The following is a 19,054-nucleotide window of genomic DNA, read 5'->3' as shown; positions in this document are numbered from 1 at the left end:
ACATGGACATCTCCCCGATCCTCGAAGGCTTCGGCGTCGTCCTGGAGCCGGCCAACCTGCTCTACTGCTTCGTCGGCGTCATCATCGGCATGCTCATCGGCGTGCTGCCCGGCCTCGGCCCCGGCGCGACGATCGCCATCCTGCTGCCGATCACGTACGGCATCGGGCCCGTGTCGGCGATCATCATGCTGGCCGGCATCTTCTACGGCGCCCAGTACGGCGGCACGATCACCTCCGTCCTGCTCCGCCTGCCCGGCGAGGCGTCCTCCGTGGTGACCGTCTTCGACGGCTTCGCGCTGGCCAAGCAGGGCAAGGCGGGCACCGCGCTGGGCATCGCGGCCATCGGCTCCTTCATCGGCGGCACGGTCTCGATCCTCGGCCTGACGCTCGTGGCCCCGGTCGTGGCCGGGTTCGCGGTCGACTTCGGCCCGCCCGAATACGCCGCCCTGGGCATCCTCGGCGTGCTGCTGATCTCCTCGATCGGCAACGGCAACAAGCTCAAGGCCATCATCGCCGCCTGCGTCGGCCTGCTGATCGCGACCGTCGGCCGCGACACCTTCACCGGCGCCGAGCGCTTCACCTTCGGCAGCCTGAACCTGGCCGAGGGCATCGACTTCATCCCGATCGCCATGGGCCTGTTCGGCCTCAGCGAGATCCTCTACAACCTGGAGGAGCGGCACAACCAGGTGCACTCGCCGGCCAAGGTCGGCAACGTGTGGCCCTCGCGCAAGGACCTGGGCCAGGCCAAGGGCGCGATCGGGCGCGGCTCGCTGATCGGGTTCGTGCTGGGCGTGCTGCCCGGCGGCGGCGCGGTGTTGTCGTCGCTGGCGGCGTACGCGCTGGAGAAGCGGCGCGCCAAGCAGCCCGAGCGGTTCGGCCGCGGCGCGGTCGAGGGCGTGGCCGCGCCGGAGACCGCCAACAACGCCGCCGCGACCTCGTCGTTCATCCCGCTGCTGACCCTGGGCATCCCGGCCAACGCCACCATGGCGCTGATCTTCGGCGCGCTGCTCATCCAGGGCATCCAGCCGGGGCCGCAGCTCGTCACCGAGCACCCGGACGTGTTCTGGGGCGTGGTCAACTCGATGTACATCGGCAACATCCTGCTGCTGATCATGAGCATCCCGATGGTGGGCGTGTTCGTGCGGATCCTGCGGGTGCGGCCGGCCATCATGGCCCCGATCACGGTGCTCATCACCCTGCTGGGCGCGTACACGGTGCGCAACCAGGTCTACGACATCTTCCTGGTGATCGTGTTCGGCGTGCTGGGCTACCTGATGAAGAAGTTCGGCTTCGAGCCGGGGCCGCTGGTGCTGGCGTTCGTGCTCGGCTCCATGATCGAGAGCTCGGCGCGGCAGTCGCTGCTCATCTTCGGCGGCGACCCGGCCGGCTTCCTCACCCGCCCCATCTCCGGGACGATCTTCGCCCTAGTCCTGCTCGTCGCACTCTGGCCGCTGATCGGCAGGTTCGTGCGCCGTAAGACGCCCGCTCGTGTTGAGGAGAAGATTTCGTCATGACCATCCTCGTCGGTTACCTGCCCACGCCGGAGGGCGCGGCCGCGGTCGACGCGGGCCTGCGCGAGGGCGCGCTGCGCGGCGAGCGCGTGATCATCGTCAACTCCCCGCGCCGCGGCGCCCCCGTCGACGAGCACATGATCGACGACGCCGCCGGGGCGGAGCTGCTGCGGCGGGCGCGGGAGGCGGGCGTGGACGCCGAGCTGCGCCAGCCGCTGCACGACGACGACCTGCCCGAGACCTTCGAGCAGCTCGTCCGGGAGACCGGCGCGACGCTCATCGTGATCGGGCTGCGGCACCGCTCGCTGGTGGGCAAGTTCATCATGGGCAGCGAGGCGCAGCGCATCCTCATGGAGTCGTCCGTGCCGGTGCTGACCGTGAAGGCGGCCCAGTGACGGGCGCCGGGCGGGTCAGCGGGGTCACCGTCACCCCCGTCGCCTTCCGCGACCCGCCCCTGCTCAACGTCGTCGGCGTGCACCAGCCGTACGTGCTGCGCGCCATCGTCCAGGTGCGCACCGACGAGGGCCTGGTCGGGCTGGGTGAGACCTACGCCGACCAGGCCCACCTGGGCCGGCTGGAGGCGGTGGCCGCCGCCCTGCCCGGCGCGGACGTCTTCGACCTCAACGCCCTGCGCCGGATCGTCACCGACACGCTGGGCGCCGCCACGGGCGGCGCGGGCGCGAGCTTCGGCGGCATGCTGGAGGTCTCCAGCGCCGTGGACACCGTGGTGTCGCCGTTCGAGGTGGCGCTGCTCGACCTCCAGGGCAAGGCGCTCGGCCGGCCGGTGAGCGACCTGCTGGGCGGCGCCGTACGCGAGCGGGTGCCGTACTCCGGCTACCTGTTCTACAAGTGGGCGGGCCACCCCGGCCACGACGAGGACACCTGGGGTGAGGGCCGCACGCCCGAGCAGATGGTCGCCCAGGCGCGCCGGATGATCGACGAGTACGGCTTCACCGCCATCAAGCTCAAGGGCGGCGTCCACGAGCCCCGCCACGAGATGGAGACCGTCGAGGCGCTGGCCGCCGCCTTCCCCGGCCACGCCCTGCGCATCGACCCCAACGGCGCCTGGACCGTGCGGACCTCGATCGGGGCCGCCGAGCGGCTCTCGGGCGTGCTGGAGTACCTGGAGGACCCGACGCCCGGCATCGCGGGCATGGCCGAGGTCACCAGGCACACGAGCCTGCCGCTGGCCACGAACATGTGCGTGATCGCCTTCGAGCACCTCAAGCCGGCGGTCGCCGCGGACGCCGTGCAGGTCGTCCTGTCCGACCACCACCTGTGGGGCGGCCTGCGCCGCTCGGCGCTGCTGGGGGGCATCTGCGAGACGTTCGGCATGGGCCTGTCGATGCACTCCAACTCGCACCTCGGGGTCAGCCTGGCCGCCATGACCCACCTGGCCGCCGCCACCCCGAACCTCACCTACGCCTGCGACACCCACTACCCGTGGAAGACGGAGGAGGTCGTCAAGCCGGGCGTCCTGGAGTTCTCCGGCGGCGCCGTCACCGTGCCCACCGGCCCCGGCCTGGGCGTCGAGCTGGACGAGGACGCGCTGGCCACGCTGCACGAGCAGTACGTGCGCTGCGGGCAGCGGGGCCGCGAGGACACGGCGTACATGCGCTCGATCGTCCCGGACTTCACCCCGAACACGGCCCGCTGGTAGCCCGGCCACGGCCGGCCCCTCCTGCCGAGCGCCGGCCGTGGCCTCCCCCCGCCCCGCCGCCCCCCACCGCGCCCCGACGGGATCGAGCCGTGAGGGCTGATTCGTCCGGGGGTGATCTCTTCTGTCAGGATTCCCGGGATCGATGTTGACCCTGAGGAGTGACCCAGATGGACAGGAGACGTTTCCTCACGCTGGCCGGGGCCGCGGGCGCGGCGGCGGCGACGGGGCTCGCGGAGCCGGCGCTGGCGGCGGGATACCCGTTCTTCAACCGGCGCGTCCCCGACGAGGCGCACCAGAAGATGAAGGAGCTGGCGCCCTACCGCATCACCACCTTCGCCTTCACCCCGTCCAACGGCTGGGTCATGGTCACCGCGGACGGCCGCTACTTCGCCCGCGGCATCCCCGACGCGTGCTTCGCCGAGCTGAAGAAGCTGGTCGCGGCCGGCCGGCGGATCCACTGCGTGGCCTTCCCGCCCGAGGGCGGCGACCGCTGGGTGATCACCACGGACCGGGGCGTGTCGGCGCGCGGACTGCCGGCGGAGTGCCACCAGCGCATCAGCGCCTACTACGGCGCCGGGCAGCAGGTGGAGCACGTCGCCTTCCCGCCGGCGGGCGGCAACCGGTGGGTGCTGGTGGCGGGCAAGGCCACCTTCGCCCGGGGCATCGACGACGAGTGCTACCAGATGATGCGCAACCTGACGCAGGGCGGCCGGCGGGTCACGCGGGTGGCGTTCCCGTACACCGGGGGGTGGGTGGTCGTCGCGCAGGACGAGTTCCACGCGCGCGGCATCGACGACGAGTGCTACACAGAGCTGAGCGACATGGTGGCCGCCGGCTCGGAGGTGCACAACGTGGCGTTCTCGCCGGTGAACGACGGCTGGTCGCTGTGCTCGCGCGGCGCGCTGCCCGCCCTGCCCGCCGACCCGGTGCGCAAGGTGGAGTACGCGGTCGGCGGCGCGGACGTCTGGCAGCGGATGCGCGCCTACCGCACGCCCGGCGTGGCGGTCGCGGTGGTGACCGGCAACCGCATCGCCTGGTCCACCGGCTACGGCCTGCTGGAGGCGGGCGGCGGCGCGGCCGTGCATCCCGAGACGGCCTTCCAGGCGGCCTCGATCAGCAAGGCCGTCGCCTCGGTCGGCGTGCTGCGCCTGCTGCAGACGCTCGGCAAGCCGGTGACCGACGACGTCCGCCCGTACCTGGGCTGGACGCTGCCGCGCCGCGACTGCGTCCCCGCCTCGGCGGCGCCGACGATCGAGCGGCTGCTCACCCACCGGGCCGGCGTCATCGGGCGCGGCTCCACCCACCCGCTCGACGCCTGCTCCGGCTTCTCCGCCGGGGGCGGCGGCTTCCCCGGGTACGGCCCGGGCGTCACCGTGCCGTCGCTGCTGCAGGTCATGAACGGCGAGGGCAACACCCCCGCGATCGAGCTGTCCACCGTGCCCGGGGCCGAGTATCACTACTCCGGGGCCGGGTTCGTGCTGCTGCAGCGGATGGTCGAGGAGCAGAGCGGCCTGTCGCTGGCGCAGTACATGGAGCGGGAGGTGTTCGGCCCGCTCGGCATGAAGACCAGCTCGTACGCGCTGGAGCCCGCCTTCGAGCGGGCCGCGGGACACACCGCCACGGGCGCGGTGATCCCCGGCAGGCGCAACCGCTACCCCGAGTCGGCCGCCGCCGGCCTCTACACGACCGTGCAGGACCTGTGCCGGCTCGTGTGCTACCTGAACAAGGCGTGGACGGCCGCCGGCGACGTGGCGGGCCCGCTCACCCGGGCGTCCGTGCGGCGCCTGCTCGGCCCCGGCCCGCAGAGCGGCATGGGCCTGGGCGTGTTCACCGCCGGCTACGGCACCCGGAACTTCTCCTACACCCACGACGGCTCCAACCACGGCTTCAAGTCGGTCTTCAAGGGCTATCCGGAGCTGGGTGCGGGCTACGCGATCCTGGCCAACGGCAACGACGTGGGCCTGGTGAACGAGATCGCCGCGGCGATCAGGTCGGTCTACGGCTGGGCCTGACCGCCGGGAGGCTAGGGCGGCTGGAGGCGGGCGCGGGAGTTGGACAGGTGCAGCCGCATCGCCGCCCGCGCCGCCGCGGAGTCCTGGCCCGCGATGGCGCGGTAGATGTTCTCGTGCTCCAGCGTCACCCGGGTGAAGTGCCCGGCGTCGGAGACGGTGTAGACGTGCTCCAGCCGGGTGCGCGGCAGCATGATCATCATCGGGCCGAGCGAGGTGAGCAGGTCGGAGTAGAAGCGGTTGTTGGCGGCCAGCGCGATCTTCAGGTGGAACTCGAAGTCGGCCTCGACGGCGTTGCCCGGCTGCTCGTCGGAGCGCCCCAGGTCGATCAGCGCCCGCTCGATGGCCTTGAGCTGCAGGTCGGTCCGGCGCTCCGCGGCCAGCCCCGCCGCCTCCGACTCGACGCCGATGCGGAAGTCGATCATGTCGAGGACGTCGCGGTGGGTGCGAACCTGCGAGGCCTCCACGGAGAAGGCCGTGGAGGCGGGCAGGGCCAGCACGAACGAGCCGCGCCCCTGGAAGGTCTCGACCAGCCCGGCGGCCTGCAGCCGCGAGATGGCCTCGCGGACCACCGTGCGGCTGACGCCGAACTCCTGGATGAGCGAGGACTCGGTGGGGAGCTTCTGGCCCGGCTCGATCTCGCCGGCGAGAATGCGGGCCTTGAGCCGCTCGACGAGCTCGTGCGCGAGCCCGCGCCCGGTGTCGCGGTCGAGCCTGTGATCTGCCGGCACGGGGGACAATCTACCGGCCGCCGGCGCGGAACTCGACGTCGTCGAGCCGCCACTGCCCGGCCCGCCCGGCGAGGCTGAGGCCGAGCCCCGGCCGGTCCGGCACGGTCATGCGCCCGTCGCGGGTCTCCAGCCGCTCCTCGAACAGCGGGGAGAGCCATTCGATGTGCTCGACCCAGGACTCGCGCGGGTAGGCGGCGGCCAGGTGCACGTGGATCTCCATCACGAAGTGCGGCGCGACCTGGAGGTGCGCGTGGTCGGCCAGGGCCGCGACCTTGAGGTAAGGGGTGATGCCGCCGACGCGGGGCACGTCGGGCTGCAGGAAGTCGGCGGCGCGCAGGTCGACGAGGCGGACGAGGTCGGCCGCGCTGGAGAGCATCTCGCCGGTGGCGATCGGGGTGTCGAGCGCGGCGGCGAGCTGGGCGTGCCCCTCGGCGTCGTAGGCGTCCAGCGGCTCCTCGATCCACACCAGCCCGAGCTCCTCCACCGCCCGGCCGAACCGCAACGCGCTCGGGCGGTCCCACTGCTGGTTGGCGTCCACCATCAGCGGCACGCCGTCCCCGAGGTGCTCCCGCACGGCCGCCAGCCGCCGCAGGTCCTCCCGCATGTCCGGCTGGCCCACCTTGATCTTGATGCCGCCGATGCCCTCCGCCAGCGACTGCGAGGCCCGCGCCTTGACCTCCTCGACCGGCGCCTGGAGGTAGCCGCCCGAGGTGTTGTAGACCCTGACCGAGTCGCGGTGGGCGCCCAGCAGCTTGGCCAGCGGCAGCCCCGCCCGCTTCGCCTTCAGGTCCCACAGCGCCACGTCGATCGCCGCCAGCGCCTGCGTCGCCACGCCCGACCGGCCCACCGACGCCCCGGCCCACAGCAGCGAGTCGTAGACCTTGCCGATGTCGGAGGGGTCCTGGCCGAGCAGGTGCTCGCCGACCTCCTTGACGTGCGCGAACTGCGCCGGCGTGCCGGCCCGGGTGGTGTAGGAGAAGCCCAGCCCGCTCAGCCCGTCGGCGCTGCCGATCTCGCAGGTCAGGACGTCGAGCTGCGACAGGGGCCGCTGCCGCCCGGTGGCCACCTTGGCGTCGCTCACCGGGCGGGCGAGCGGCACGGCGTGGCGTGCGAACCGGACGGACTCGATGCGGTCGCCCACGCGCTCAGGCCTTCCCGAACGCGACGCTGTCCACGACCCACGCGCGGCACTGCTCGCTGAGCGTGAACCCGAGCCCCGGGCGGTCCGGCACGATCATGCGCCCGTCGCGGGTCTCCAGCCGCTCCTCGAACAGCGGGTTGAGCCACTCGAAGTGCTCGACCCACGGCTCGCGCGGGTAGGCGGCGGCCAGGTGGAGGTGGATCTCCATGGCGAAGTGCGGCGCGAGCTGCAGGCCCGCGTGGTCGGCGAGGGTGGCCAGGCGCAGGAAGGGGGTGATGCCGCCGACGCGGGGGGCGTCCGGCTGGATGATGTCGGCGGCGCGGGCCTCGATGAGGCGGACGTGCTCGGCGACGCTGGAGAGCATCTCGCCGGTGGCGATCGGGGTGTCGAGCGCGGCGGCGAGCTGCGCGTGGCCTTCGGCGTCGTAGGCGTCCAGCGGCTCCTCGATCCACACCAGCCCGAGCTCCTCCACCGCCCGGCCGAACCGCAGCGCGCTCGGGCGGTCCCACTGCTGGTTGGCGTCCACCATCAGCGGCACGCCGTCCCCGAGATGCTCGCGCACGGCCGCCAGCCGCCGCAGGTCCTCCTTCATGTCCGGCTGGCCCACCTTGATCTTGATGCCGCCGATGCCGTCCGCCAGCGACTGCGAGGCCCGCGCCTTGACCTCCTCGATCGGCGCGTGCAGGAACCCGCCTGAGGTGTTGTACGTCCTGACCGAGTCGCGGTAGGCGCCGAGCAGCTTGGCCAGCGGCAGCCCCGCCCGCTTCGCCTTCAGGTCCCACAGGGCGATGTCGATGGCGGCCAGCGCCTGCGTGGCCACGCCGGAACGGCCGACGGAGGCCCCGGCCCACAGCAGCGCGTCGTAGACCTTGCCGATGTCGGAGGGGTCCTGGCCGATGAGGTTCTCGCCGACCTCCTTGGCGTGCGCGTACTGGGCGGGGCCGCCGGCCCGCTTGCTGTAGCTGAACCCGGTGCCGCCGTGGCCGTCCTCGGTGGTGATCTCGGCGAAGAGGAAGGCGATCTCGGTCATCGGCTTCTGCCGCCCGGTCAGCACCTTGGCGTCGCTGACGGGCACGTCGAGCGGGAGCGTGACGGAGGAGAGCGAGACGTGACGGATGCGGTCGGATGCCATGGGGAGGGGTCCTCAAGGGGTCGGCGACAGGGAACTCATATGTCATCGTATGAATCCATAAGTCGTATGACAAGCTCCCCCGGGGCCGGTCAGGCGGGGGCGACCGCCTCGTAGTCCACGAGCAGGTGGCGCGGTCCCCTCAGCACGGCGCTCGGCCGGTACGGCGGCGGATCCGCCACCAGCCGCGGCCCGCGCAGCCGGCGGATCAGCTCGCCCAGCACGATCTGCGCCTCCAGCCGGGCCAGCGGCGCGCCGAAGCAGTAGTGCGCTCCCCCGCCGAAGCCGAGATGCTCGTTGCGCGGCCGGTCGAGGTCGAACCGGTCGGGATGGGGCACATGCGCCGGGTCCCGGCTGCCGGCCGCGACGGCGAGCACCACGGGCGACCCGGCCGGGATCGTGGTGCCCGCGATCGTGATGTCGTCGAGCGCCACCCGGGAGGAGATGAACTGCACGGGCGGCTCGTAGCGCAGCAGCTCCTCGACCGCCGGGATGATCAGGCGGGGCTCGTCGCGCAGGCGCTCCAGCAGGTCGGGCCGGCGCAGGAAGGTGAGCATGCCGTTGGCGATGAGGTTGATCGTGGTCTCGTGCCCGGCGATCAGCAGCAGCACCGAGGTGGAGACCACCTCGTCCTCGGTCATGCCGCTCTCGGCGACGAGCCCGGAGAGCATGTCGTCGCGCGGCTCACCGCGCCGCGCGACGGCCAGCCCGCGCAGGTAGTCCGCCAGCTCCAGCGCCTTGGCCTGCCGGGCTCGCTCGCGCTCGGCCCGGTCCTCCTCGCCCGGCCCGAGCGTCTCGATGATCTCGTCGGCCAGGGCGTGGAAGTACGGCTCGTCCTCCTGCGGCACGCCCAGCAGCCGGCAGATCACCGCCACCGGCAGCGGGTAGGCGACCTCGTCCACGATGTCGGCCCGGTTCCGGCCGGCCAGCGCGTCGATCAGCCCGGTGGCGATCTCCAGCATCCGCGGGCGCAGCCGCTCGACCGTCTCGGGCGCGTGCGGCGGCCCGAAGTGGCGCATCGCCAGCCGGCGCAGCCGGTCGTGCTCCGGCGGGTCGAGGCCGATGAAGGAGGTCATGAGGGCCGGCGCGGCCTGCCCGCCGTCGCCGAGGTTGCGCCGGTCGGAGCTGATGCGCGGGTCGTGCAGCAGGGCGACGATCTCGCGGTAGGTGCTGACCACGTACGTGCCGTCCTCCCGCCGCGCGACGGGCTCCTCCCGCAGCGCGCCGAAGAACCGGTACGGATCCGCACGGCCCCCGGGATCGAGGATCCGCTGGAAGGCGTCGTGCATGCTCTCCCCCTACTCCGGCTGCACCAGCGAGGCGCGCCGCTCTGCCGGGTCGTGGCCCGTCACCACGACCGTCGCCCCCGCCGTGGCCACCAGCCGCTCCGGCACCTGGGCGGGCACCGGAACGCCGTCGTCCGGCCGCCGCCCGACGTGGCGGAAGGCCGGCGGGAACGGCGCGGCCTGCTCGATCTGGCGCTGGTAGAACTCCAGCCACATGGCCTGGTCGAAGGTGACGGCGGCGGTGACGCGGCCCTGGTGCCCGTAGACGGCCACGAAGCGCCGCTCCGCCGTCGAGCCCTGGACGATGACGATCTGCTCGGCGAACGTGGGCACGCCGACCGACTTGATGTTGACGCCGAACTGGCTGGACCAGAAGACCGGCACCGCCAGGTGCGGCCAGCGGTGCGCCTGGTCGCTGACCATGTTGTGCGCGGCGATCTCGGCCTGCGCGACCGCGTTGCCCCAGTGCTCCAGGGTCATGAACTGGTACTGGTAGAGCGGGTGCGGGAAGCGCGCGATGTCGCCGGCCACGAAGACGTCGTCCATGACCAGGCCGTTGGTGTCCACGGCGCGGCAGCCCGCGTCGCAGGTCACCCCCCACACCCCGGCGGCCAGGCCGGAGCCGCGCAGCCACTCCACGTTGCGGATGGAGCCGAGCGCCACCACGGCGACGTCCGCCTCGACCGTGCCGCCGTCCGACAGCCGCGCCCCGCGCAGCCGCCCCTCACCGTCACCCAGCAGGGCGGTGACGGTCGTGCCGCAGCGCAGGTCCACGCCGTGGTCGCGCTGGAGCTGCGCGGCCACGCCGCCGATCACGCCGCCCATGGCGTTGTAGAGGGGGGCGGGGCCGCGTTCGACGACCGTCACGGGCAGGCCCAGCTCCCGGCAGACCGAGGCGATCTCGCTGCCGGTGAACCCGGCGCCGAGCACCAGCACCCGGCGCGGCCCGGCGGCCAGGGCCCGGCGCAGCGCGGCCGCGTCATTCGCGTCGCGCAGGGTGTGCACGCCCTGGAGCGCCGCTTCGGCCTCGTCCGGCCAGCGGCGGGCGCGGGTGCCGGTGGCCAGCAGGACCCGGTCGAAGCCGATCTCGCGGCCGTCCGCCAGCAGGACGCGCTTGCCCGCCACGTCCAGCCCGGTGGCCGGCGTGCCGCACAACCACTCGGCCTCGACCTCGCGCAGGCGGGGCAGCAGGGTGTGCTCGGGCGGGACCTGCCCGGTGAGCACCTGCTTGGACAGCGGCGGCCGGTCGTACGGCTCGCGCCGCTCGTCGCCGATCATCGTCAGCGTGCCGGTGAAGCCCTCCCGCCGCAGCACCTCGGCCGCCCGCGCGCCGGCCAGCGAGGCCCCGACGATGACGATCCGCCCCTCGCCCTTCCCCCCGGACCGCCGCCCGCCGGCACCGGCGGGGCCGGGCCCGACGGGATGGGCACTCCCGTCGGCGTGGACGCTCCCGTCGGCGCGGGCACCGCCGCCGGTTCCGGCGCTCCCGTCAGTGCGGGCACTCCCGCCGGCGTGGGCGCTCCCGCCGGGGTGAGCGCTCCCGTCGGTGCGGGCGCTGTCATCGGCGGGTTCGGGGCGGTCGAGGTGGGCCGGGCCGGTCAGGTGGGCGGTGCGGTCGAGGTGGATGGCCTGGACCGGGCAGGCGGCCGCGGCGCGCAGCACGTGCTCGCGCTGCTCGTCCGCGGGCTGCAGGTCGTACAGGAGCGCTTCCTCGTGCATGGTGAAGACGCCGGGCGCGAGGAACACGCACTGCCCGTATCCCTGGCAGCGCGTCAGATCGACGACGACTCTCACAGGCCACTCCCCCGGTCGGGGCCCCGCCGCACCGCCCTCTGCCTGTCGTCGCGGCGGGACCCGGCCCCCGCGGGAACCTTCCCCCTCCCCCGCGCGCCCTAGCTCGCCGCCACCGATCCTTTCCCGGTCCTTGCCCTGAACGGCACCCGGCCCACGAGGGTCAGGTCTCGACCACGTCCGAGCGGGCCAGGACCCGCAGGTGCTCCAGCATGTCCTTGGGGTTGTCGGCGAGCGGCTGGAGGCAGACGTGGTCGGCGCCGGCCTCGAAGTGCGCCCGTACCCGCTCGATGATCTTCTCCGGGTCGCCCCACGCCACGATCGCGTCCACCAGCGCGTCGCTGCCGCCGCCGGCCAGGTCTTCCTCGCCCCAGCCCAGGGCGCGCAGGTTGTCGGCGTAGTTGGGCAGCGCCAGGTAGACCGACATGAACTGCCGGGCCGTCCGCCGGGCCCGGTCGGCGTCGGTGTCGAGCACGACCGTCTGCTCCGGCGCCAGCAGCGGCCCGGGACCGAGGACCTCGCGGGCGCGGGCGGTGTGCTCTGGGGTGACGAAATAGGGGTGCGCGCCGTGGCTGCGCCGCGCGGCCAGCTCCAGCATCTTGGGCCGCAGCGCGGCCAGCACGCGCGGCGCCCGCTCGGGCAGCGGCCCCGCGTAGGAGGTGGCGTCCATGGCGTCGAGGTAGTCGCGCATCGCCGCGACCGGCCTGCGGTAGTCGTGCCCCCGCTGCGTGACCAGGGGCGCGTGGCTGACGCCGAGACCGAGCACGAACCTGTTGTCGAACGCCTCGGCCAGCGCGTTCGCCCCGTTGGCGGCGGCGGTGGCGTCGCGGGCCCAGATGTTGGCGATGCCCGTCGCGACCGTCAGCCGCCGGGTCGCGCCCAGCAGGAGCGCGGCGTGGGTCAGCGCCTCCTTGCCGTCGGGGGTCTCGCCCACCCAGAGCGCCCCGAAGCCCAGGCTCTCCACCTCGGCGGCCGCCTCGCGCTCGAACGCGGCCGACTCCCTGCTGAGCGTGGCGTTCCACACGCCCACCCGCCCCAGCCGGCGCTTCAGCGCCTCGATCTCATGTGCCTCCGGCATCACGCCTCACCCCTTCTCCGCGGCCGCCCGGCCCCGATCTTCCGCTTCCTACCCGTACACCATGCCGATGGACGCATCCGGTTGCCCCTCCGATTACGCGTGGCTACACTCGGTTCCGCGGAGCTGCTAGCAGGGGCCGCATCGTCACGCGTCCTGGCATTCTCCCGTCACGCGTCCCGGCGTTCATCGTCGCACCTCTTTCTCACGTCTGCGTCGTCAGCCGTCCCCCTTTTCCGCCGTCATTTCCTCACGCCGTTCCCCATCGCCCCATCGCGCCGTCCCCGCGTTTCACGTCGCCGCGGCGAACCTCAGTACGTCTCCCCGTCTGAAGCATTCCATCATCCTGCCATCGCCCCTTCTCGGAGAATCAGCACCGAAAGGTATGGCAATGCGCGAAAGGATGTGGCTCGCCATTCTCGGAGTGACCGCCGTAGAGGCCGTACTGTTCCTCATCGAACCGGCCCTCGGGTGGACCTTCGTGCTGGCAGTTCTCGTCGGAGCTCTTCAGGAACTCCTCAAGAGCGAATGACCGAGCTGACATAGACGCGTAGGAGGGCCTGCGTTGCCGCAGTCCCTCCTTACAAATCACGGGAAGTTCACATGGTACGAGCAATCATCGACATCACCCGGGCCAATCCGGGCACCGAACGCAAGCTGGTGGAGGCGGTGCTCGCCCAGGACGGCGGCCGATTCTCCGCGCGTCCCCTCGTCACCGGGTTCAACAACCAGGAATCGCGGCTGAGCGGGATCGCCGCCATGGTCCAGTTCGCTTCGCTGGGCGACTGGCTGCCGGAGGCCGAGATCAACGAGCAGACCGCCCGGCTGGCGGCCACGCCGGCCTCCGAGGCGGGGAGGAGCGGCGACACCGTCCTCATCTACTCCTTCCACCACAGCATCCTCAACCTGGAGGGAGCCGTCGGCTCGGTCTCGCCGCGCCCGCTCACCACGCCCCTGCGCGCCTACGCCCGCAACACGGCGATCATCCTCACCGAGTGGCCCGACGAGCTGATGCCCCTCGACCAGGCCGTGGCCAGCCTCGCGGCGACGCTGGCGCGGGAGGGGGCGACGGTGGAGCGGCCGGTGGCCAAGACCAACGTGCGCCCCCAGCTCGTCCGGCAGGACCCGCGCTTCGACAAGCGGGCGCACCCCTCGGCGGCCCTGCCGGGGCTCATCACGCTGCTGCTGGAGAAGGCGCGCGACCGCGGGCTCATCCAGACGGTGGGGGTCGATCCGGGCACCCAGGTCTACCTGACGGCCGCGGGGCAGGCGTACGCGGCGGCGGCGCACGCGGTGCCGCACCTGCCCGCCACGGCCGGCTCCGGCTCCGGCTCCGGTGCCGCCTCCGGCGCCGAGGTCGCGGCCTCGGACCCGGTGGGCATCACGGCAGGAGGGTCGTCCGGTGGCGGGCAGGACCGTTCGGCGCTCTTCCAGACCATCCTGCGCCAGACGGACTTCGGCATCTTCCCCCAGGTGCGCCAGGACTTCTACGCCCACATGAAGCAGATCGCGGCCGAGTTAGGCGACGGCCCGCCGACGAGCCGCGAGCTGTGCCGCCAGGCCGCGCGCCGCACGAAGGAGGGCGCGCCCGACAAGATCAAGCAGTCGCGGCGGGACGAGAGCAAGGGCGAGATCCCGAAGGACGCCTACCCGTGGAAGAAGCTCGAGCAGTTCGGGATGCGCGCGCTCGCCAGGGCCGGGCTGCTGGCCGGCCCCGACGGCCGGTCGATCGGTGACGGGGACCCGTGGCGGATCCCGAGCGCCCGGGTCGCGTCCCTGCCCGACGACCTGGCCGACCTCCTCGACGGCGAGATGGTCGTGGAGATCATCAGGAAGTGCCCCGACGTGGGGTGGCAGGACTGCGAGTCCCTGGCCGGGGCCGTGCTCGACGGGCGCTCCGACGACGACTCCGACCGGATCGCGGGCATCGTGGTGATGCTCATCGAGCAGGGGCGGATCGAGTGGGACGCGACCACGCAGGTGCTCAGGATCGGCCCCGTCGTCCCCACCGCGCCGGTCGTCCCCGCCGTGCCGGTAAAGGAGTGGACGGGACGAGGCCCGGGCTTGTAGCTTGCGGGTGACCGTGACACCGCCCGAGGAGGTGAGACCCATGACCGAGACATCGATGTGGGTGCTCCCCCTTCCCGTCACGGCCGGGCGATCGAGGTAGGTGTCGCCGGGAGCGCCTCGCCACCAGGCACTCCCCGAAAGGCAACACCTGATGAACTTCCCGATCGATGTGATCATCGCCGGATGCGGGCCGACCGGTGCGATGCTGGCCGCCGAGCTGCGGCTGCACGGCGTGCGCGTGCTCGTCCTGGAGAAGGAGACCGAGCCCGCGTCGTTCGTCCGCATCGTCACCCTGCACATCCGCAGCCTTGAGCTGATGGCGATGCGCGGGCTGCTGGAGCTCCTGCTCCCGCACGGAAGACGCCGCCCGGCCGCCGGGATCTTCGCCGCCATCGACAAGCCGGCGCCCGAGGGCCTGGATTCCGCGTACGCCTACCTGCTGGGCATCCCGCAGCCGGTCGTCGTCCGCCTGCTCGAAGAGCACGCGGCCGAGCTGGGCGCGCAGGTGCGGCGCGGCAGCGAGCTGGCCGGGTTCGAGCAGGACGACGAGGGCGTGACCGTCGAGCTGGCCGGCGGGGAAAGGCTGCGTACGCGCTATCTCGTCGGCTGCGACGGCGGGCGCAGCACGGTGCGCAAGCAGCTCGGCGTCGGCTTCCCCGGCGAGCTGTCGCGGGCCGAGACGCTGATGGGCGAGATGGAGCTGGGCGTGCCGCAGGAGGAGATCGCGGCCCGGCTGGCCGCGCTCGGCGAGACCCCTCAGCGGTTCTGGCTCCGGCCCTTCGGCGCGGGGATCTACAGCGTCGTCGTCCCGGCCGAGGGGGCCGGCGACCGCGCGGAGCCGCCCACCCTGGAGGACTTCCGGCGGGGGCTGCGCGCCGTCGCCGGCACCGACTTCGGCGTGCACTCCCCGCGCTGGCTGTCCCGCTTCGGGGACGCCACCCGGCTGGCCGAACGGTACCGGGTGGGGCGGGTGCTGCTGGCCGGCGACGCGGCGCATGTCCATCCACCCATCGGCGGGCAGGGCCTCAACCTGGGCGTCCAGGACGCGGTCAACCTCGGCTGGAAACTGGCCGCGCAGATCCGCGGCTGGGCGCCGGAGACCCTGCTGGACACCTATGAGGCCGAACGCCATCCGGTCGCCGCGGACGTGCTGGACAACACCCGGGCCCAGACGGAGCTGCTGTCCCCCGAGCCCGGTGCGCGGGCTGCTGGCCGAGCTGATGGACTTCGACGAGGTGAACCGCCGCCTGATCGAGAAGATCACCGCGACCGGCGTCCGCTACGACTTCGGTCCGGGACCCGACCTGCTCGGCCGCCGCCTGCCCGACCTCGACGTGAAACAGGGCCGCCTGTACGACCTGCTGCGTCACGGCCGTGGCCTGCTGCTGGACCGCACCGAACGGCTGAGCCCCGGCGGCTGGTCGGACCGGGTCGACCACCTCGCGGACCCCACCGCGGCACTGGACGTACCAGGCGTGCTGCTGCGCCCCGACGGCCATGTCGCCTGGGTCGGTGACGATCAGCGGGACCTGGACGACCACCTCGCCCGCTGGTTCGGCAGGCCCGCCGGCTGACCTCTCAGAACGACGGCGGAGGGCCGGCCTCCCGGCCGGGCCCGGTGACGACCGGGTCCGGCCGGGGACGGAACGTTGGCGCTCCAGCGCCCCCGCTGGAGCACCGCCAGATTACTGCCTTGATGTCCGGTTTGTATAGCTTTTCGCCCGAGCGCTTAGATAGCCGCCTGGTACGCGCTCGCCCGCATGCCGGCCAGCAGCCCGGCCGTCTGCTCGGGGGTGAACCGGCGCACCGGATCGTGGTGCAGCAGCCCCTCGATGAGCGGCCGCATCACTCCCGCGCGGCGCGGCGGCGGGTAGGGCCCGCTGCGGGCCATGCCCAGCACCGTGGCCGCGTCTTGCCCCGGATAGGGCGGCTGGCCCTCGATGGCGCTGTAGAGCGTGGCGCCGAAGGACCACATGTCGGCCTCCTTGCTGGCCGGCCCTCCGTGCAGCCGCTCCGGCGCCATGAACGCGGGAGTGCCGCGCAGGCGGCGCGAGGTCGTCATGCGGATGTCGCCCTCGGCGGTGGCGATGCCGAAGTCGGTCAGCACCACCCGGTCGCCCGTCAGCATGACGTTGGCCGGCTTCACGTCACGGTGCAGCACTCCGGCCTGGTGGGCGGTGCGCAGCGCCGCGAGCAGGTGCTGCCCGATGGCCGCCACCGACTGGGCGGGCAGGGTGCCCACCTGGGAGAGCAACTGGTGCAGCGAGAGCCCGTCGAGATATTCCATCACGATCCAGAGCTTGCCGCCCTCTTCGATCAGGTCGTGGACCGTGATGATGTTCGGGTGCGTCAGGCCCGCGGCCATCCTGGCCTCACGCAGCACCCGGCGGCGCACCATCTCGGCCTCACCGGCCAAGGTCAGCTCCTTAAGCGCCACCGTACGGTGGAGGAGCTGATCGAACGCCCGCCAGACGACTCCCATACCCCCACGACCGGCCTCCTCATTCAGGAGGTACCGTCCGCCGATCTTCCGCATACCATCCCCTCAAGCTCGGGGATAATCATGTCACCTCAGCACACGCCGTAGGGTGACTAATGTGATCCGGATATGTCGGAAAGTGTAGGTTCGCTGGTCAGAGGCCCAGAAAATTGATCTGACAAAACGCGCCACACCAACCCGACTGCCGCCAAACATACTCCAACCGCGCCCACGAGGGCGGCCGTCAGCCCCGCGAACTCGGCCACGACGCCTCCCAGCGCCGCCCCGAGCGGCATCCCGCCCATCCCGATGAGGCGATATGCCGAATTGACCCTGCCGAGCAGCTCCACCGGGATCAGCCGCTGCCTGGCCGAGATCACCAGGACGTTCCCCGCCGCGCCGACCAGCCCCCACAACACGGCGGTCGGGTAGAGCGCCCACGGCGACGGCACGACGACCGGCACCAGCAGCAGCAGGCTGCTGATCAGCCAGTTGCCCACGAGGGTCCCCAGCTCGCCGAAGAGCGCCGCGGCGCGGGCCGCCAGCAGCGAGCCGAAGATCGCGCCTACGGCGAAGGCCGTGGTCATGAGGCCGTACTCGCCCGGCTCCAGCCCGATCCGGGAGCCGTCGCCGACCGCCCAGAGCACGAAGACGGCGAAGAAGCCGGCGTTGGCGAGGTTGAGCAGCCCGGCCGTGACCGCCAGGCTGCGCAGCACGCGATGGCCCCACAGGTAACGCAGCGCCTCGCCGATGTCGGCCCGCATCGGGCGGCGCGCGGCCGGCGCGGGCAGCCGGTACGCCCCCCGCATGCCCAGCAGGAGCAGCCCCGCGGCGGCGTACAGGACGGCGGGGCCGCCGAAGAGCGCCGCGGGCAGCGCCACGACGAGCAGCCCGGACACCGGGGCGCCGACGAAGTCGTTGCCGATCATCTGCGCGGTGGAGACGCGGCCGTTCGCCCTGGTCAGGTCGTCCCGGGAGACGGCCATGGGCAGGATGGACTGCGCCGACAGGTCGGCGAAGACCTCGCACACGCCGGCCAGCAGCACCGCGGCCAGCAGCAGCCACAGGTTCAGCAGGCCGAGCGCGGCCAGCGCGGTGACGGCGGCCAGGAGGGCGGCGCGGATCAGGTTGGCGCGCACCATGATGCGGCGGCGGTCGGCCCGGTCGGCGATCGCGCCCGCGTGCAGCGCCAGCAGCAGCCACGGCAGCGTGGCGGCGGCCCCCACCAGGGACACGAGGGTGGGCGAGCGCGTCATCGTCACGGCCAGCAGCGGCGCGCCGACCTTCAGCAGGCCGTCCGCCAGGTTGGACAGCCCGGTGGACGACCACAGGAAGGCGAACGATCGACCCAGACGTGCCATGCCGTGCTCCGATAGTGTGTAGGGAAAAGTGTGCACAGTTTTCTTTGCAAAGATAGGCATGCACAGGATGCAGATCAAGAGCTTCTCCGCCCGCACCCTCGACGCGAACGCCCTGAAGTCCTTCGCCCACCCGCTGCGCCTGCGGATGTACGAGCTGCTCGAACAGCACGGCCCCGCGACCGCCACCGGGCTGGCCGCCCGGCTCGGCCAGAACACCGGCGCCACCAGCTACCACCTCAGAGAGCTGGCCAAGCACGGGATGATCGAGGTGGTGCCGGGGATGGGGCGGGGCAAGGAGAAGTACTGGCGCGTCACGCCCGGCGGCTACTCCTACGGCGAGGCGCGGCCCGCCGACCCCGAGGTGGCGGGCGCGCTGGACTATCTGCTCGACGACCTGGTGCGCCGGCGCGGCGAGGAGCTGTCGCGCTGGCGCCAGGAGTCGGACCGGGCGCCGGAGGAGTGGCTGGCGGCCTCCGCGTACGGGCGGCGCTCGCTGCGGCTCACCCCGGAGGAGACGGCGCGGATGCGGGACCAGGTGTTCGAGGTGCTGGAGCGCTACCGGGCCCTGTCGGACGGCCGGGCCGAGTCCGGCGCGCCCGGCCCGGCCGGCCAGGTGGTGGTGCACTTCGACGTGCTGCCCTTGGGCTCGCTGCCGGAGGAATGACGAGCAGGCCCGGGGCCGGATGGGCCGCGGTCAGGGCCGGGGCGGGCCGAGGCGGGTCCGGCTCCGGCTCCGGCTCCGGCTCCGGCTCCGGCTCCGGCTCCGGCGCGATCATCGGACTAGGGAGATCCCTAGGTGCCGCCCTGAGGC

Annotated in this window: 15 protein-coding genes and 1 pseudogene; 8 read left to right on the top strand and 8 right to left on the bottom strand. The window is 72.7% G+C overall.

The window, feature by feature from the left end:
- Positions 1–2: 2 nt before the first annotated feature.
- From IO39_RS46185 to IO39_RS46170, 4 genes are all read left to right on the top strand, one after another.
- A complete protein-coding gene (locus IO39_RS46185; protein WP_043639070.1) occupies positions 3–1,514 on the top strand; it encodes a tripartite tricarboxylate transporter permease in 1,512 nt (503 codons plus the stop codon).
- Positions 1,511–1,906: a universal stress protein gene (locus IO39_RS46180; protein WP_043639068.1), complete on the top strand. Its 396-nt coding sequence runs from the start codon at positions 1,511–1,513 to the stop codon at positions 1,904–1,906. Before IO39_RS46185 ends, IO39_RS46180 begins: the two co-directional genes overlap by 4 nt.
- A complete protein-coding gene (locus IO39_RS46175; RefSeq protein WP_043639066.1) occupies positions 1,903–3,171 on the top strand; it encodes a glucarate dehydratase family protein in 1,269 nt (422 codons plus the stop codon). Before IO39_RS46180 ends, IO39_RS46175 begins: the two co-directional genes overlap by 4 nt.
- Before the next feature lie 167 nt (positions 3,172–3,338).
- Entirely contained in the window at positions 3,339–5,183 is a 1,845-nt protein-coding gene (locus IO39_RS46170; RefSeq protein ID WP_043639064.1) for a serine hydrolase domain-containing protein, read from the top strand.
- Between the two features lie 11 nt (positions 5,184–5,194).
- Here the strand turns inward: IO39_RS46170 and IO39_RS46165 are convergent, their stop codons facing one another.
- The 6 genes from IO39_RS46165 to IO39_RS46140 form a co-directional block, all read right to left on the bottom strand.
- Positions 5,195–5,911 (bottom strand): FadR/GntR family transcriptional regulator, encoded by a 717-nt coding sequence (locus IO39_RS46165; RefSeq protein ID WP_043639843.1) that lies wholly within the window; start codon positions 5,909–5,911, stop codon positions 5,195–5,197.
- Positions 5,912–5,921: 10 nt separating this feature from the next.
- Positions 5,922–7,052, bottom strand: coding sequence for an L-talarate/galactarate dehydratase (locus IO39_RS46160; RefSeq protein WP_052424226.1), 1,131 nt, complete (start codon positions 7,050–7,052; stop codon positions 5,922–5,924).
- A gap of 4 nt (positions 7,053–7,056) precedes the next feature.
- A complete protein-coding gene (locus IO39_RS46155) occupies positions 7,057–8,184 on the bottom strand; it encodes an L-talarate/galactarate dehydratase (protein ID WP_043639061.1) in 1,128 nt (375 codons plus the stop codon).
- An 89-nt stretch (positions 8,185–8,273) separates the two neighbouring features.
- Complete coding sequence (locus tag IO39_RS46150) at positions 8,274–9,470, bottom strand: cytochrome P450 (RefSeq protein WP_043639059.1); 1,197 nt, start codon at positions 9,468–9,470, stop codon at positions 8,274–8,276.
- 9 nt (positions 9,471–9,479) lie between these two features.
- Entirely contained in the window at positions 9,480–11,261 is a 1,782-nt protein-coding gene (locus IO39_RS46145) for an FAD-dependent oxidoreductase (RefSeq protein WP_043639056.1), read from the bottom strand.
- Between the two features lie 160 nt (positions 11,262–11,421).
- Complete coding sequence (locus IO39_RS46140) at positions 11,422–12,336, bottom strand: TIGR03620 family F420-dependent LLM class oxidoreductase (protein ID WP_043639053.1); 915 nt, start codon at positions 12,334–12,336, stop codon at positions 11,422–11,424.
- A 388-nt stretch (positions 12,337–12,724) separates the two neighbouring features.
- Here IO39_RS46140 and IO39_RS55685 point away from each other — a divergent pair, with 388 nt between their 5' ends.
- The 3 genes and pseudogenes from IO39_RS55685 (at position 12,725) to IO39_RS46130 (ending at position 15,977) form a co-directional block, all read left to right on the top strand.
- On the top strand, positions 12,725–12,865 hold the full coding sequence (locus IO39_RS55685) for a hypothetical protein (protein WP_157549879.1): 141 nt from the start codon (positions 12,725–12,727) through the stop codon (positions 12,863–12,865).
- A gap of 71 nt (positions 12,866–12,936) precedes the next feature.
- A complete protein-coding gene (locus tag IO39_RS46135) occupies positions 12,937–14,403 on the top strand; it encodes a hypothetical protein (protein ID WP_043639050.1) in 1,467 nt (488 codons plus the stop codon).
- 151 nt (positions 14,404–14,554) lie between these two features.
- Positions 14,555–15,977, top strand: a pseudogene (locus IO39_RS46130) (FAD-dependent monooxygenase).
- Positions 15,978–16,132: 155 nt separating this feature from the next.
- Here IO39_RS46130 and IO39_RS46125 read toward each other — a convergent pair.
- Positions 16,133–16,939, bottom strand: a complete 807-nt coding sequence (locus IO39_RS46125; protein WP_084774639.1) for a serine/threonine-protein kinase — start codon at positions 16,937–16,939, stop codon at positions 16,133–16,135.
- 56 nt (positions 16,940–16,995) lie between these two features.
- A complete protein-coding gene (locus IO39_RS46120) occupies positions 16,996–18,243 on the bottom strand; it encodes an MFS transporter (protein WP_043639045.1) in 1,248 nt (415 codons plus the stop codon).
- Between the two features lie 58 nt (positions 18,244–18,301).
- Here IO39_RS46120 and IO39_RS46115 point away from each other — a divergent pair, with 58 nt between their 5' ends.
- The gene (locus tag IO39_RS46115; RefSeq protein WP_052424224.1) at positions 18,302–18,907 is read left to right on the top strand and encodes an ArsR/SmtB family transcription factor; all 606 of its coding nucleotides are present in this window, start codon (positions 18,302–18,304) and stop codon (positions 18,905–18,907) included.
- The last annotated feature ends 147 nt before the right edge of the window (positions 18,908–19,054 follow it).

Source organism: Nonomuraea candida (assembly GCF_000725485.1).
GTDB classification, from domain to species: domain Bacteria; phylum Actinomycetota; class Actinomycetes; order Streptosporangiales; family Streptosporangiaceae; genus Nonomuraea; species Nonomuraea candida.
This window is presented reverse-complemented; position numbering and strand designations above follow the sequence as displayed.

Bases quoted from the DNA above. Each gene is read 5' to 3' on its own strand.
- IO39_RS46185 (WP_043639070.1), top strand. From the start codon at position 3: ATGGACATCTCCCCGATCCTCGAAGGCTTCGGCGTCGTCCTGGAGCCG.
- IO39_RS46180 (WP_043639068.1), top strand. From the start codon at position 1,511: ATGACCATCCTCGTCGGTTACCTGCCCACGCCGGAGGGCGCGGCCGCG.
- IO39_RS46170 (WP_043639064.1), top strand. From the start codon at position 3,339: ATGGACAGGAGACGTTTCCTCACGCTGGCCGGGGCCGCGGGCGCGGCG.
- IO39_RS46155 (WP_043639061.1), bottom strand. From the start codon at position 8,184: ATGGCATCCGACCGCATCCGTCACGTCTCGCTCTCCTCCGTCACGCTC.
- IO39_RS46150 (WP_043639059.1), bottom strand. From the start codon at position 9,470: ATGCACGACGCCTTCCAGCGGATCCTCGATCCCGGGGGCCGTGCGGAT.
- IO39_RS46140 (WP_043639053.1), bottom strand. From the start codon at position 12,336: ATGCCGGAGGCACATGAGATCGAGGCGCTGAAGCGCCGGCTGGGGCGG.
- IO39_RS55685 (WP_157549879.1), top strand. From the start codon at position 12,725: ATGCGCGAAAGGATGTGGCTCGCCATTCTCGGAGTGACCGCCGTAGAG.
- IO39_RS46135 (WP_043639050.1), top strand. From the start codon at position 12,937: ATGGTACGAGCAATCATCGACATCACCCGGGCCAATCCGGGCACCGAA.
- IO39_RS46125 (WP_084774639.1), bottom strand. From the start codon at position 16,939: ATGCGGAAGATCGGCGGACGGTACCTCCTGAATGAGGAGGCCGGTCGT.
- IO39_RS46120 (WP_043639045.1), bottom strand. From the start codon at position 18,243: ATGGCACGTCTGGGTCGATCGTTCGCCTTCCTGTGGTCGTCCACCGGG.
- IO39_RS46115 (WP_052424224.1), top strand. From the start codon at position 18,302: ATGCACAGGATGCAGATCAAGAGCTTCTCCGCCCGCACCCTCGACGCG.